12 protein-coding genes and 1 other RNA gene are annotated in these 13942 nt (G+C 44.8%); 6 read left to right on the top strand and 7 right to left on the bottom strand.

Annotation, left to right across the window (positions count from 1 at the left end; genetic code table 11):
* The first annotated feature begins 49 nt into the window (after positions 1–49).
* The gene (locus GVO63_RS01130) at positions 50–796 is read left to right on the top strand and encodes a YdiY family protein (RefSeq protein WP_159493695.1); all 747 of its coding nucleotides are present in this window, start codon (positions 50–52) and stop codon (positions 794–796) included.
* A gap of 133 nt (positions 797–929) precedes the next feature.
* Here the strand turns inward: GVO63_RS01130 and serA are convergent, their stop codons facing one another.
* The 7 genes from serA to ssrS form a co-directional block, all read right to left on the bottom strand.
* A complete protein-coding gene (gene serA / locus GVO63_RS01125) occupies positions 930–2159 on the bottom strand; it encodes a phosphoglycerate dehydrogenase (protein WP_159577800.1) in 1230 nt (409 codons plus the stop codon).
* A 394-nt stretch (positions 2160–2553) separates the two neighbouring features.
* On the bottom strand, positions 2554–3210 hold the full coding sequence (rpiA, locus tag GVO63_RS01120; protein ID WP_159493697.1) for a ribose-5-phosphate isomerase RpiA: 657 nt from the start codon (positions 3208–3210) through the stop codon (positions 2554–2556).
* A gap of 171 nt (positions 3211–3381) precedes the next feature.
* A complete protein-coding gene (locus GVO63_RS01115; RefSeq protein ID WP_159577799.1) occupies positions 3382–4011 on the bottom strand; it encodes a 5-formyltetrahydrofolate cyclo-ligase in 630 nt (209 codons plus the stop codon).
* A gap of 82 nt (positions 4012–4093) precedes the next feature.
* Positions 4094–5722 (bottom strand): GAF domain-containing hybrid sensor histidine kinase/response regulator, encoded by a 1629-nt coding sequence (locus tag GVO63_RS01110; protein ID WP_159577798.1) that lies wholly within the window; start codon positions 5720–5722, stop codon positions 4094–4096.
* 61 nt (positions 5723–5783) lie between these two features.
* Complete coding sequence (locus GVO63_RS01105; protein ID WP_159495097.1) at positions 5784–6725, bottom strand: nucleoside hydrolase; 942 nt, start codon at positions 6723–6725, stop codon at positions 5784–5786.
* Positions 6726–6747: 22 nt separating this feature from the next.
* Positions 6748–7644, bottom strand: a complete 897-nt coding sequence (locus GVO63_RS01100) for a ribokinase (protein WP_159577797.1) — start codon at positions 7642–7644, stop codon at positions 6748–6750.
* 21 nt (positions 7645–7665) lie between these two features.
* A non-coding RNA gene (gene ssrS / locus GVO63_RS01095) (6S RNA) lies at positions 7666–7848 on the bottom strand.
* A gap of 535 nt (positions 7849–8383) precedes the next feature.
* On the opposite strand from ssrS, the gene GVO63_RS01090 reads away from it, so the two are divergent.
* The 5 genes from GVO63_RS01090 (at position 8384) to GVO63_RS01070 (ending at position 13926) form a co-directional block, all read left to right on the top strand.
* Positions 8384–8950 carry a UPF0149 family protein gene (locus GVO63_RS01090; protein ID WP_159495100.1) on the top strand — a complete coding sequence of 189 codons (567 nt, stop codon included), beginning with the start codon at positions 8384–8386 and terminating at the stop codon, positions 8948–8950.
* A gap of 54 nt (positions 8951–9004) precedes the next feature.
* Positions 9005–10318 carry a Xaa-Pro aminopeptidase gene (gene pepP, locus GVO63_RS01085; protein WP_159577796.1) on the top strand — a complete coding sequence of 438 codons (1314 nt, stop codon included), beginning with the start codon at positions 9005–9007 and terminating at the stop codon, positions 10316–10318.
* 71 nt (positions 10319–10389) lie between these two features.
* On the top strand, positions 10390–11733 hold the full coding sequence (locus GVO63_RS01080) for an FAD-dependent monooxygenase (RefSeq protein ID WP_159577795.1): 1344 nt from the start codon (positions 10390–10392) through the stop codon (positions 11731–11733).
* Positions 11720–12892, top strand: coding sequence for an FAD-dependent monooxygenase (locus GVO63_RS01075; protein ID WP_159577794.1), 1173 nt, complete (start codon positions 11720–11722; stop codon positions 12890–12892). Before GVO63_RS01080 ends, GVO63_RS01075 begins: the two co-directional genes overlap by 14 nt.
* Positions 12893–13050: 158 nt before the next feature.
* Positions 13051–13926: a multidrug transporter gene (locus tag GVO63_RS01070; protein WP_159577793.1), complete on the top strand. Its 876-nt coding sequence runs from the start codon at positions 13051–13053 to the stop codon at positions 13924–13926.
* The last annotated feature ends 16 nt before the right edge of the window (positions 13927–13942 follow it).

The raw sequence follows: 13942 nt of genomic DNA, 5'->3' as shown, positions 1-13942 counted from the left end.
AAAAGGTATCGCGTACAACGAATGGACCGATAATCAATAGGATTGTTCAATGAAAAAGCAAGTGCTTGCATCTCTAGTTGCAATTTCTCTTTCTCCGGCTGTTTTCGCTCAAGACGATGAAGTGAAGCCTTTTACAATGGAAGGTGAGTTAGGTTTTATCTCTACATCAGGTAACACTGAAACAACATCTATCAGCGCAGGTATTCAAGCGCATCAAGAACTTGAGAAGTGGAGTAACGACTACATTCTTAAAGGTCTTTACAAGAAAGAGACGGTAGAAGGCGATGACGGAGAAGATATTGAATTTACTTCTGCACAGAAGTTCTTCGGTTCAGCGCAGGGTAACTACAAACTCGCCAACCCAGATAACCGTTTATTCGGGTTCGCATCTTATGAAGATGACCGATTCAGCAACTTTAACTACCAGGCTACTGTAGCTGCGGGTTGGAACCAAAAGGTTCTTCAAAACAAGCGCCATACCTTAGAATATTCAATCGGTCCGGGTTATTCTTTCATTGAAACTCAAGACGGTGAAAACCTTGATAGCATGATTGTTCGTGCATCATCAGCATATTCTTGGAAGATTTCTGATACTGCTAAATTTACTCAAACAGTGAGTACGGAAGTGGGTTCTGACAACACTAAGTCACGTGCTGAATCAGCCCTAACTGCTACCATTAGCGGTAACCTTTCTATGCGCCTTTCATTTAAATTAGACCACAACACCAACGTTGATGACGATGTAGAAAAGCTTGATACTGAAACAGCAGTAAGCCTAGTTTACAACTTCTTCTAAGCCGAACTAATTTGTTCAAAGGTCAATAGGCCCTTCAAAACATCGAAGTAAAAAGTATTGAAGTAAAATGATAAGCATAAAAAAACGCTGCACATAGGGCAGCGTTTTTTGTTTAGGCTACAAACAAGGCTTCTTAGTGAAGAATGCGAGTCTTAATTGTGCCATCAATTTGTTGAAGCTCTGCCAATGCTTCATAGCCTCGGTCTTCTTTAACATCCACAACGACGTAACCAATTTCCGCGTTAGTCTGTAGATACTGGGCTTCAATGTTAATGCCTTTTTCTGCAAACGCTCGGTTAATTTGGGTAAGAATACCTGGCTGATTTTTGTGAATATGAAGAAGGCGTGAGCGGCCGGTATGCTCTGGCAACGAAACTTCAGGGAAGTTAACCGCCGATAGCGTAGAACCGTTGTCACTGTACTTCGCCAATTTTCCTGCGACCTCGATACCGATATTTTCTTGCGCTTCCTGCGTACTACCACCCACATGAGGAGTAAGAATTACGTTATCAAATGAGCGAAGTGGCGATTCAAATTCTTCTGTATTTGATTTTGGCTCAACAGGGAATACGTCGATTGCTGCGCCATTAAGCTGACCGCTTTCTAATGCTTTAGCAAGTGCGTCAATATCGACCACTGTACCGCGAGAGGCATTAATAAGAATGCTGCCTTTTTTCATTTGAGACAGTTCCTTTTCGCCAATCATATCTTGTGTTTGAGGCGTTTCAGGCACATGCAGCGAAACTACGTCAGAGGTACTTAGTAGTTTTTCAAGTGACTTCACTTGAGCAGAGTTGCCTAACACAAGCTTGTCTTCGATATCAAAGAACTGCACGCGCATGCCAAGGTGTTCAGCGAGAATGCTTAGCTGTGTTCCAATATGCCCGTACCCGATAATACCCAGTGTCTTGCCGCGAGCTTCATACGAGCCTACTGCTGTTTTTTCCCATTCCCCACGATGTGCCTTAGCATTTTTGCTAGGAACTTGGCGAAGTAGAAGGATAATTTGGCCAAGCACTAACTCAGCGACTGAGCGTGTATTTGAGAAGGGGGCATTAAAAACAGGAATACCGCGGCGTTGTGTTGCTTCTAGATCAACCTGATTTGTGCCAATACAGAAACAGCCGATAGCCACTAATTTCTGCGCTGCATCAACGACTTTCTCTGTAATTTGCGTGCGCGAGCGGATACCGACGAAGTGAGCGTCTTTAATTTTCTCAATTAACTCGTCTTCCGGAAGAGAGGTCTTAAGAAATTCAATGTTGCTATACCCATTGCTTTTAAGTGTTTCCAAAGCACTTTGGTGAACACCCTCTAACAACAAAATTCGGATCTTGTCCTTCTCTAATGAAACTTTGCTCATGAACTCGCTATCTCTCACTGATGTAATTTGGTTTGCTTGGATAACTAAAACACATTCTTAAGACATTTTTTCGCAGTTTTAAACCACGTTTGGGCCAAGCCATTGCTGGCTCTACGCATTAAAAAAGTCACAAGTCGCAAATGTAGCGTTACCAAGTTTCTAATCGCGTTGATTGCTTTTGTTGCCGAAGTTGCTGGCTTCACACAACGAGAATCTAGATGCCTTTTAAAAGACATCTAGACGTCTAAACGGAAATTAACAGAAAACGCATAAAGTTAAAAGCAGTTTTTGTTTAGCAATTCACCGTAGACCGTTCAAGCAACGTAAAGTGGCTGCACTCATTCGTCATCATCCAGAATGCTCTTAGAAAATAACTTTTGATTTTCTTAAAAAGCTATTTGAACGTTTCTACGCCATTCTCTGTCGCGCTTAGCACAATGTCTGCTCCACGTAGGGCAAAAATACCGTTTGTCACGACGCCAGGAATATTGTTAATGTGTTGCTCGAGTTCCCGTGGGTTTAAGATCTCTAGGTTATGCACATCTAAAATAACATTTCCGTTATCGGTAACAACGCCCTGACGATATTCAGGGTCTCCGCCCAGTTTCACTAACTCGCGAGCGACGAAAGAACGCGCCATAGGAATAACTTCAACCGGAAGAGGGAATGCCCCCAATACGGGTACACGTTTACTCTCATCAACTATACAGACGAAGGTTGTCGCAGCACCCGCAACAATTTTTTCGCGAGTCAGTGCGGCTCCTCCACCTTTGATCATATGTTTATGTTCGGTTACTTCATCTGCTCCGTCGATATAAACGGACAAATTGCTGACATCATTGAGTTCAAATACTTCAATTCCCAATGCTTTTAAACGCTGGGTAGAGGCTTCTGAACTTGATACTGCACCTTCGATTTTGTGCTTTATCTTACCGAGTTCTTCGATGAAAAAGTTGACGGTAGAACCTGTCCCCACGCCGACTATGCTGTCAGACTCAACATAGTCGATGGCTGCTTGGGCGACGGCTTGTTTTTTGGCGTTCTGATCCATGATCATTCTCCGACTTATCGTTTTTTGGCAGTGTAACGTATATACGCATACGCTCCTACATATTATCTATGCCGATTGGTATTAGGGCGTGTTGTTCTTTGCTGCAAAAGTGCACAGCAAAGAACAACACGCCCTAGGAATTAACATTTAATAGGGTGAGTATTACGCTATTTAGAAGCGCAGTGTCCTTGTGGGGGTAACGATGGCATCTAAGGGGACATCCCAAGGCGCAACAGGAAGTGAATGGACTTCTTGAACATCGTGAGCAATACCGACGATTTTCGGCTTACTTGGGCAAAGTGGATTGTGAAAACCCGTTGTAGTTTGGGTAAATGCGAGCGTTCTGTCATAGTAGCCACCTCCCATACCTAGGCGGTTTCCATTAAGATCGAAACCAACCAGCGGCATAAGAATAACGTCACATTGTGACGTTGGAATTACGCTTTGGCAGGATAATGCAGGCTCTTCGATGTTATATTTGTTTTTGACTAACTTTGTGTGGCGGGAATAAGAAAGAAAAAGCAGGTGCCCCTTACAGATAGGGTGGAGTACCGGCAGCGAAAAGTGTTTAGGCGGATGTGTTTCCCATTGCGAATCAATATAGGGTTTTAGGTTTACTTCACCATCGTTAACTAAATAACCAGCCACAGTGCGTGCATTGTTCAACAGCGACAATGCATTTAATTGTTCCATTACACCACGACTCGCTTCTTCGTGTTCGGCAATAGTTAACTTGCGACGTGCGTCTCTAAGCTCTTTTCTCAAAAAGGAACGGGCATCCAGTGTTTGTTTTGAAAGCATTTATCAACCGTAGTTCGATGTTTACCTATTGGTGTTATACAGTGAAGAAAAACGCGTTACCGATACAAGCAACACGGTCATTTTACTCCTTTTCTTTTGCCAAAAAGTGATTAAGCACACGAACGATTTCACCCTTATTAATCGGCTTCGTGAGCACGTCATCCATGCCCTTTTCGCGAAGAGAGGTCGGCTTAGTAATGACATCTGCCGTTAACGCAACCACGGGAAGCTCGGGCCTTATTGCTTTTATTTGAGCGGTCGCCTCATCACCTTGAATGCCGGGTAAGTTCAAATCCATAAGAACAAGGTCGACGGGGTGGGACCTTGTATATTCGACACCTTCTTCACCGGTTCCCACAATTGAAAATTGAATACCCAATTTTTCAAGCAGTGTCTGAATTACTGCTTGGTTGATATAGTGGTCCTCTACAACAAGTATGTTGGCCGCATTATCAATATTTATGTGTGCGGTAAGACTTCGTGCGGTGGTGTCCTCAAGCTGCGAAGCATCGAATGAATCTGCAGGTATTGATAGGCTAACGCGCGTGCCCTTATTCAATTTACTGCTGACTTTAATTGAACCGTCCATTAATTCTATAAGACGCTTCGATATATTCAGGCCTAAACCCGTTCCGCTTATCTTGTGGGCATTTTTCATTCGTTCGTAGGGAGTGAATAGACGCTTTTGATCCTCTTCGCTCATCCCGATGCCTTGGTCTACCACAGTGAAAATCAGACTGCCTTTTTTGTATTTCACTTGCGCTTTTACAGACTTGTCCTTTGCCGTAAATTTGATCGCGTTTGATAATATGTTGAGCGCAACTTGACCAAACTTAGTGTCATCGAAAAATAACGTTTTGGGCATCGTTGTTTCAATGGTGGTGCTAAGCAAAACGCCGCTTTCTTCAGCGCGAATCTTAGTGAGCGAAAACAAGTGAGTGAAAAAGTCATTCAAGTTGACGGCTCGTGGCATAACGCGCATTTTTCCGGCTTCAATCTGATTGATATCTAACACAGAATTGACAATTTCCAGAAGCCTTTCACCACTTTGAGAAACGTGTGATAGGGGGGTAGAAAAGGTTTCGGGCAAATTGAGCTTACGTGCTTCAGCTTCAAGTAAATGGCTGAATGTATTGATTGCGTTGAGCGGCGTTCTAATTTCGTGACTTATATAGGATAAAAAATCAGATTTAAACTGGCTGGTTCGTTCTAGCTCTCTGTTTTTACGTCTAAGCTCTAGATGCGCCACTACCGATTTACTTAAGGTTTGCAGTGACATTTTCTGGGCATCGGTCAGTCGACGAGGTTTTTTGTCGATAGCGCAAAGCGTTCCAATAGCATGCCCCGACGGAGTGATAAGGGGGGCTCCGGCATAAAAGCGTATATCTGGCGAGCCAGTCACTAGGGGGTTGTCGTGGAATCGAGGGTCTAGGGTCGCATTGGGAATTTCAAATACGTCTTCTTGCAAAATAGCATGGGAGCAAAAGGCAATTTCTCTCGACGTTTCTTCGGCATCAAGACCTACCCGCGATTTAAACCACTGTCTATTCGGGTCGACTAAGCTAATTAGCGCAATGGGGGTTTCACATATTTGTGAGGCAAGTGCGGTTAAGTCATCAAATAACTTTTCAGCTTCAGTATCAATGATATCGTAACTTAATAGCTCCGCTAAACGTTCATCTTCGTTTTTAGGGAGTGGCGCCGCTTCCATATAGATTTGCCCTAACGCTTAAATAAAAAAGGGATTATTCGTACATAATCCCTTTAAGATATCACAGTGCGTAGGTATCTATGAATAATTGTTCGAGTTTTTGATGGTCTACCTTCGTTGCAACTTTGATGGTATTTGCTTCATTCCACAGTGGACTCGGCGTTGTCCCTTTAGGCGCAACAACGGTTTGTCCTCTATCAAGCGTGCCTGTGCCAACGCGAACATGACCTTCTGTCAGCTCAAACAGCTCCGGGTGGCGAAGGTGTGCAAGAGGAAATGCGTCATGGAAGAAACATACTCTGTCCTCACGATTTTGTGAGTAAAAGTCCATGTAGAACTGTGCGCTTTCTTTAACAAAACCACCAAGGGTCGTGTTTTTATCTTCCAGTTTTTCTACAAACTCAGGTGAGAAAGGCGTGAAGTTAGTCACATCAAGACCAAACATGGTCAGATCCCAGTCGGCAGCAAACACGATTTCAGCAGCGTGTGCATCGTTCCAAATATTGGCTTCAGCTACAGGCGTTACGTTGCCTGGTACAAACGCCGCACCACCCATGATGCTAACACCTTTTACTAGCTTAGGCAGTTCAGGTTCAAGGCGTAGCGCAAGCGCTAAGTTTCCAAGCGGGCCTATCGCTACAATGGTAATTTCACCGGGATATTTGCGGGCCATATCTACGATAAACTGGGCTGAACTACGGGGATCCAGTTGAGTTTTAGGGGCTTCAGGTTTGATATGACCAAATCCGTACTCACCGTGTACAAAGTGAGCATAAGTCGATTCTGGCCCTACCCACGGCATACCAACACCTTTAGTGACAGGGATGTCTTTACCAGCAATTTCACAGAGGGTAAGTGCGTTCTGTGCTGCCATAGTGACGGGAACGTTACCAAAAACAGTGGTTAACCCTAGAACTTCAATGTCTGGTGATTGAAATGCAAAAAATATTGCCATCGCATCATCAATGCCCGGATCCGTATCTAATATGATTTTATGTGTCATCAAATTATCTCAATGCGTCTTGCTAATTGGCGTGTTTCGCTAAGAAACGATCCACTTCTTTTTGTGTAGGAATACTTTGCGCTGCACCTTCGCGGGTTACTGCAATTGCTGAAGCGGCGCAGCCACGGCGCAATGCTTGTTTAGCATCTGTGTGATTGCAGTACGCGGATAGGAAATATCCAATAAAGGTGTCACCGGCTGCGGTAGTGTCTACAGCGTCAACGGTGAATGCTTTCACTTCAATCACCTCGTTTTTACGCAGCATGATTACACCTGCTTTTCCTAGTGTAATAATCACTTCGCAATGTGACCATTGTTCTTTGAACTCTGTCACAATGTCTTCAAGGGTTTCTTTGCCCGTAATGGCAGCGGCTTCGGTCTCATTAACAATGAGTAAGTCTACACAGTCAAGCGGAAGCTGCTTAACCGACTCGCTCATAGGCGCTGGGTTGAAAGCCACTTTCAGATGTTTCTCTTTTGCTTGACGAAGTACTTCTTCAATGCTGCTGGTTTCGTTTTGTGTCAAAACCCAATCCGAAGGACGCGTGTCATCAAGCGCCTGCATAACGGTTTTTGCAGTGATGGTTTGGTTTGCGCCGCCAAAAAGCACAATAGCGTTCTCGCCGCTAGGTGTAACTTGAATAATAGCGTGACCAGAGGGGACTTCTGAGCAGGTCAATCCACGACAATCTACACCTTTTTTAATAAGTGCTTGTTTGAATGAGGCGTCGTTTTCGTGAATGCTGCCAACGTGTCGTACGTCTGCGCCTGCTTGCGCTAGAGCAATAGACTGGTTTGCACCTTTACCACCAAGTAGCGTTTGGTAGTGGGTAGAAGCTAACGTTTCGCCAGGTTGAACAAAGTGATCTACCTGATAAACGTGATCAATATTTATAGAGCCAAAATTAATAATTGCCATTTCTTCTTCCGTCGAAAGAGGGCGCTTCCCAGAATGCCGCTGTCCATGTTTCGCCCGTGAACCGAAAAGTTCAGGGCGGAAGTATCACAATTGCCGTAGGCTTCTCGATACGTGTCGAGCTTGCACAATAGCAGCTGTTTCAACTTCCTTGGTTTAAAGCATCGGCCAGGGACATGAATGAACTAGCAAACATCCCAGGAAACATTGTTGTTGTATTAACGCAACAGGGTATATCAAACGCGAGATCCAGTGAAGAGGATCACCTAAAGCGCTTTATAACTATTTTGCGTGGTGATTATAAAAGCGGTGAAAAAAATCATTGTTTTCTTGACCAATTGGTCAGCAATTATACACGCATATTAGCTAAGCTCAATAACAACCAAACAGCTAATTCAGGGAGTAACAGACTAAAGGACAGTTTGAAACGCTGTTGCGAAAGGAAATCCGTATCCAACACCCATGATCTTAGATGAATTCATTCCGTGTTGCTACCCATACCCCTTCTAATTTTAATAAATAAGCGTAATTAAGGCCATTTTGAGTAGTGAATAGACAGATGTTGCTGGCTATTGCACAAAGCGTGTACGAACGTAAATAAAGATAGTTTATGCATCGCCGCCACATCGTCAAAGGTAGGCTTTATACATTGATTTTTGCTAGTATTATCTCCAACAAGGGAAAGCGGCCACGTAAAAATGGTTTGTTTATCTCAACTTATTTAAAACGAAGAGAAAGAACCGTGGAAAAACAGCTCGATTACGACACCGTAAGTAATAAATTGACTCAGCAAGGCATTGTAGTAGACGGTGCAGAAGTCCATGGCATTTTATGCGGCATGCTCTGCGGTGGTATGTCTTTAACAGACCAAAAATGGCAAGAAGCGTTGAGCGAGACCATTCATCAAGGGGAAAGCTTTGATGATCAAACCCGGCACCTTCTAGATACACTTTTTAATCAACTCTGCCAGCAATTGCTTGAACCTGAGTTTGCCCTGAATTTATTACTCCCTGAAGATCAAGCACCGATTAATGATCGCGGTGCGGCGCTTATCAATTGGGTTCAAGGCTTTATGTTAGGTTTTGGCTTACATCAGCAGGATTTAATGCAGTGTTCGGAGGATGTGAAAGAAGCCCTTGAAGACTTCTCTGATATCTCGCGCATGGAAGAGCCGATGGACGCAGATGAAGAATCGGAAAAAGCGTTGTTGGAAGTGGAAGAGTACGTCAAGATTTCAGCCATTTTGTGTTTTAGCGAATTAGGCCAGTCACTTTTAGATGATCAACAAGACACGCCGTCCGTACACTAATAATCAACAATTTAGCTACCTAGTTCAAATCACCTACTCAGGATTTTCTCGAATATGATAAGTGCGCAAGAGTTTATTGCCAGGCAGGACAGGCTACTGGCACAGTGTGAACCCAATAGTGTATGTATTGTGCCAGCAGCAGGGTTAGTCACACGTAGTCGAGATACCGAGTATACCTTTAGGCAAGACAGCGATTTTTGGTACTTAACTGGGTTTGAAGAGCCAAATGCTTGGTTAATACTGTCTAATCACTCACGCTATGGTGAACGTTATCGCGCTATGGTGGTACAGGACAAAGACAAAAGCGCTGAAATTTGGCAAGGCAAACGTCTGGGTGCCGAAGCAGCGCTGTCACGTTTTAGTCTAGATGAAGCATTTGAAAGCCAAGAACTTGAAGAGGCGTTACTGGCATCGATTCAGGGGCAAGATAATCTCTATTTTGCACTAGGACACAACGAAGCTCATGATAAGTTAATCACCGAGGCGTTAACGACCCTTCGAGAAGCACCCAAAGAATCACTAGCGCCGCGAGCAATCCACGATTTCCGTCCTATTCTCCATGAAATGCGCGTGTTTAAATCAGCGTGTGAGGTTGCCGTGATGAAAGCAGCGGGAGAAATCACCGCTCGTGCTCACAAGCGAGCTATGCAGTTTGCAACACCAGGTTGCTTTGAGTACCAAATTGAAGCAGAAATTCACCATGAATTTGCGATGGCCGGAGCCCGGTCACCCGCGTATAGCACCATCGTAGGAAGTGGCGACAATGCCTGTGTGCTGCATTACATTCAAAACAGTGCACAAGTGAATGATGGTGATTTGATCTTGATCGATGCTGGGGCAGAGTATCAGGGCTATGCTGCTGACATTACGCGCACTTTTCCTGCGAATGGTAAGTTTAGTCACGCGCAACGAGAAATTTATAGCATTGTGCTGAAAGCCCAAAAAAGTGTACTGGATATGTTAGCGCCAGGTGTGACCCTCTCTGACGCCATGTTGCACAGCGCTGAGATAATTACACAGGGTTTAATTGACGTTGGCATTTTAGTGGGTAGTGTAGCAGAAAACCTCGAGAACGAGCGCTGGAGACAATACTATATGCATGGTTTGGGGCATTTCTTAGGACTCGATGTGCACGATGTCGGTAATTACAAAATTGAAGGCGAAGACCGCCCTTTGAAACCGGGTATGGTCATTACCGTTGAACCCGGCATTTATATTAGCCAAGACAGTGATGCGCCAGACAAATATAAGGGAATCGGTATTCGCATTGAGGATGATGTAGTGATAACCGCCACGGGTGTAGACGTGCTTACTTCAGATGTTCCTAAAGAAATTGAAGAGATAGAAACGTTTATGGCGAAAAACTGAAAGCATATTTAGCAAAGTAGTGCATGCGCGGCAGAACAAAAAAGAAAAAGTGAATCACAGGATGAAATACGGTGAAATCGGTTGATGTAGCAATTATTGGTGGTGGTATTGTAGGTACCGTATTGGCAAAAGGACTGTCAGAAAAAGTAGGGCTTGCTGTCGCACTCATTGATGCTGCAGACCCTCAACAGTGTCGTGAGTCATCCAACGATTTCAACCCGTTTACCGACACTCGTGTAATTGCGCTGGCAAGACGTACCGTCAATGAACTTTCTGATATTGGACTAAATCTCGAAGACTTAGCAAAACAGCACAACGGCGAATTACCTCCTAAAATAAAGCATATTGAAGTGAGTGATAAAGGTCACTTAGGCCTACTGCACTTAGATAGTAAGGATTACCATATTGATGCATTCGGGCAAGTCGTTAGTCTAAGCGCACTGACTAGGATGGCAATAAGTACAAATTCTACTTATCACCACATTGCGCCAGCAAAGGTTATTACCGTGACCCAGCAAAAAGATGGGGTAAACGTTGAGCTTGATAGTGGCGAGACGCTCACAGCACGGTTACTTGTGTTGGCGGATGGAGGCAGGTCAGGTTTAGCGCAGCAGGTGGGAATAGCTAAAACTATAACCGACTATAACCAAACTGCCATTGTATTTAATGTGCATGTGCAAATGCCGCACGATAACAAAGCGTATGAACGGTTCACACCGTCCGGTCCGCTTGCATTTCTGCCTTTTGATAGTGAAATTGACGGCGTTAAAGCGAAAGGAAACGGTTTTTCAGTGGTGTGGACAGTGGAAACAGACACCGCGAAATCTTTAATGGCGTTAAGTAAGACAGAATTTGTAAAGGCTTTACAAGGTGCCTTCGGTTATCGCCAAGGTAGAATACTTAGAGTAAGTGAGTTAGCCAGCTACCCGCTTGCCCTTGCGAAAGCGGAACCGATCATGAGCCATCGAACCCTGGTGGTAGGCAATGCCGCGCAGGCACTACACCCCATTGCTGGACAAGGTTTCAACTTAGGTTTACGAGATCTAAGCACCCTTATCGCTATCCTCGATACGTCGCAAAAAGCGCACAAAAAACAACAAACAGTACAAAAGGGGGAAGAAAACAGTGCGAGCAAATTAGTGCAAGCCTGTGTTTCTGACCGTTTTGATGCTGGGGCATTTGACATCCTAACGCGTTATGCAAATGAAAGAATACGAGACAGAGACAACACAATAACCCTTACCGATACCCTGGTAAGAACCTTTTCTAATCAGTATTTTCCTACGGTGATTGGCCGGAATGTGTCGCTCCTTGCGCTGAGTATGCTCCCGCAAGCAAAAAAAGCTTTTGTGAAACGCACAACAGGCTATGGCGAAACATCGCAAGTGAACAGAGGCCGCAATGCAGCATGTTGATTTAGCAATAGTAGGTGGTGGCATTGTGGGTTTGACCCTTGCCGCCGCACTTAAACATAGTGAATTACAGATAGCCGTTGTTGATAAGACAGCGTGTTATCAGACGCTTTCTGAAAAGCCTACAGCCAGAGTGAGTGCCATAAATCAGGCAAATATCAAAGCGCTCAAGCAATATCACGTTTGGCAACACTTACAGCAAGACCGAGCGAATCCCTACACCGATATGCATGTGTGGGATAAAGACAGTTTTGGTGATATCTCTTTCTCGTGTGATGAAATGGGGAGCGATGCCTTAGGCGTCATTGTTGAAAACCAAGCGCTCGTCAATGCGCTGTCTGAAGCTGTAGAAGCGCAATCGAATGTACAGCTTGTTACCGCGGGTATTGAAAGAGTGCTGGCTGGGCCAAACCAAACCATGCTTATGTTAGATAATGACGACGTAATAAGCTGTAGGCTGTTGGTAGGTGCTGATGGTGGTCATTCGATGGTAAGAAAGCAGGCCGGTTTGCCAATTACCTTTAAAGACTACGAACATACCGCTATCGTAGCGAACATTCGAACGGATAAGCCTCACAACAATGTTGCCAGGCAAGCATTTACGCCAACAGGACCGCTTGCGTTACTGCCTATGGTAGCGCCAAACGTATGTTCAATTGTTTGGTCTCAGACGCCAGAACAAGCAAATTCACTGATGGCATTAAATGACGATGCATTTTGTAATGCATTAACCGCTGCGTGTAATAGCGTGCTCGGTACGGCTGCTCTTGAAACCCAACGTTCAGCTTTCCCACTTACTATGCGCTATGCGCGTCAATGGGCAAAGGACGGTGTAGTGCTGGTCGGTGATGCGGCACATACTATCCATCCGCTTGCGGGGCAGGGCGCGAATTTGGGAATGCAAGATGCACTAGCCTTAGCCGAAACACTTACAGAGCTGAGTCTAGCAGGTAAAGATATCGGCTTGCATAAGCATTTGCGCAGCTATGAACGAAGCCGAAAAACAGAAGCTATGAAAATGATCGCCGCCATGGACGGATTTAAATTTTTGTTTGATGGTAACGACCCCCTTAAAAAGCTGGTGCGCGGTATAGGGCTCTCAGCGACCGATAAACTCACCGCTGTAAAAAACGCTTTCGTCAGCCATGCTATGGGCCTTTAGAAAGGCAATACCTAGCATGGATTGCGTTTACATGCTCTGAAGTGCCCCGGCGTTGGCAACAGCAAAAAGCGAAAACAGGGCATAAGCACTGCGTCATTAATTGAGCTGTTTATTGGAAGCACGTTAAAACATTTAACTGCTAGAATTTGTCACAGAACATGAGTTGGATTTTATTTACGCTAGGCGCGGTGGTTCTGCAAACTGTGCGAAATGCGCTTCAAAGCAAACTGAGCGCGTCGGTGAGTACCTCTGGCGTTACGCTGTCGCGTTTTATTCTGGCCCCACCTCTGGCACTTGTTTATTTGCTGATACTTTATGGGGGAAAAACCAGTACATTGCCACAATTTTCAGCCACATTTATGGCTGTAGTTTTGTGCGCGTCAATTCTTCAAATAGCCGCCACGTCTTTCATGATTGTTTTGTTCAAGCAGAGAAACTTTGCCGTTGGGGCCGGACTGGCGAAAAGTGAGGCCTTAGTGGCAGGCGTAGTAGGCACGCTCTTTTTCGGAAGTTATTTAACGCCTTTGGGATGGGCGGGTATTGTAATAGGGGGCGTCGCGGTATTTATACTAAGTAGTGGCGGCAGACTTTATGGTATTAGCGTTAAAACCATGGTTATAGGTTTTGCTTGCGGCACCTGCTTTGCATTAACGTCACTACTGGTGCGCGAAGCCAGCCATATGCTTAGCGTACCGCATACTCTTGGCGCAGCCTGGGTTCTATTATGGGTGCTCTGTGTCCAAACCGTTACATTGAGCACTTATATTGGGCTCACCAACCCCGTAATATTTAAGCAATTAAAGGCCGCTAAAAAACAGGTGCTAGCGATAAGTGCAGTAAGTTGCTTGGGGTCTATTTGTTGGTTCACGGCTATGGCGCTACAACATGTGGCGCTGGTAAAAACATTGGGGCAGTTAGAGGTGCTGTTAACTTTGCTTCTGTCTCACTACTGGCTAAAAAATACGGTGACAAAACGTGAAATTACAGGGCTTCTGCTTGTGGGAGTTGCAGCCACTATGGTGATGTGGGCATAAAGGTTTGTGGCCACAT

This window comes from Alteromonas sp. KUL106 (assembly GCF_009811415.1).
Classification (GTDB): Bacteria; Pseudomonadota; Gammaproteobacteria; order Enterobacterales; family Alteromonadaceae; genus Alteromonas.
This window is presented reverse-complemented; position numbering and strand designations above follow the sequence as displayed.

Bases quoted from the DNA above. Each gene is read 5' to 3' on its own strand.
- pepP (WP_159577796.1), top strand. From the start codon at position 9,005: ATGATAAGTGCGCAAGAGTTTATTGCCAGGCAGGACAGGCTACTGGCA.
- GVO63_RS01075 (WP_159577794.1), top strand. From the start codon at position 11,720: ATGCAGCATGTTGATTTAGCAATAGTAGGTGGTGGCATTGTGGGTTTG.
- GVO63_RS01110 (WP_159577798.1), bottom strand. From the start codon at position 5,722: ATGGAAGCGGCGCCACTCCCTAAAAACGAAGATGAACGTTTAGCGGAG.
- GVO63_RS01100 (WP_159577797.1), bottom strand. From the start codon at position 7,644: ATGGCAATTATTAATTTTGGCTCTATAAATATTGATCACGTTTATCAG.
- serA (WP_159577800.1), bottom strand. From the start codon at position 2,159: ATGAGCAAAGTTTCATTAGAGAAGGACAAGATCCGAATTTTGTTGTTA.
- rpiA (WP_159493697.1), bottom strand. From the start codon at position 3,210: ATGGATCAGAACGCCAAAAAACAAGCCGTCGCCCAAGCAGCCATCGAC.
- GVO63_RS01070 (WP_159577793.1), top strand. From the start codon at position 13,051: ATGAGTTGGATTTTATTTACGCTAGGCGCGGTGGTTCTGCAAACTGTG.
- GVO63_RS01130 (WP_159493695.1), top strand. From the start codon at position 50: ATGAAAAAGCAAGTGCTTGCATCTCTAGTTGCAATTTCTCTTTCTCCG.
- GVO63_RS01105 (WP_159495097.1), bottom strand. From the start codon at position 6,725: ATGACACATAAAATCATATTAGATACGGATCCGGGCATTGATGATGCG.
- GVO63_RS01115 (WP_159577799.1), bottom strand. From the start codon at position 4,011: ATGCTTTCAAAACAAACACTGGATGCCCGTTCCTTTTTGAGAAAAGAG.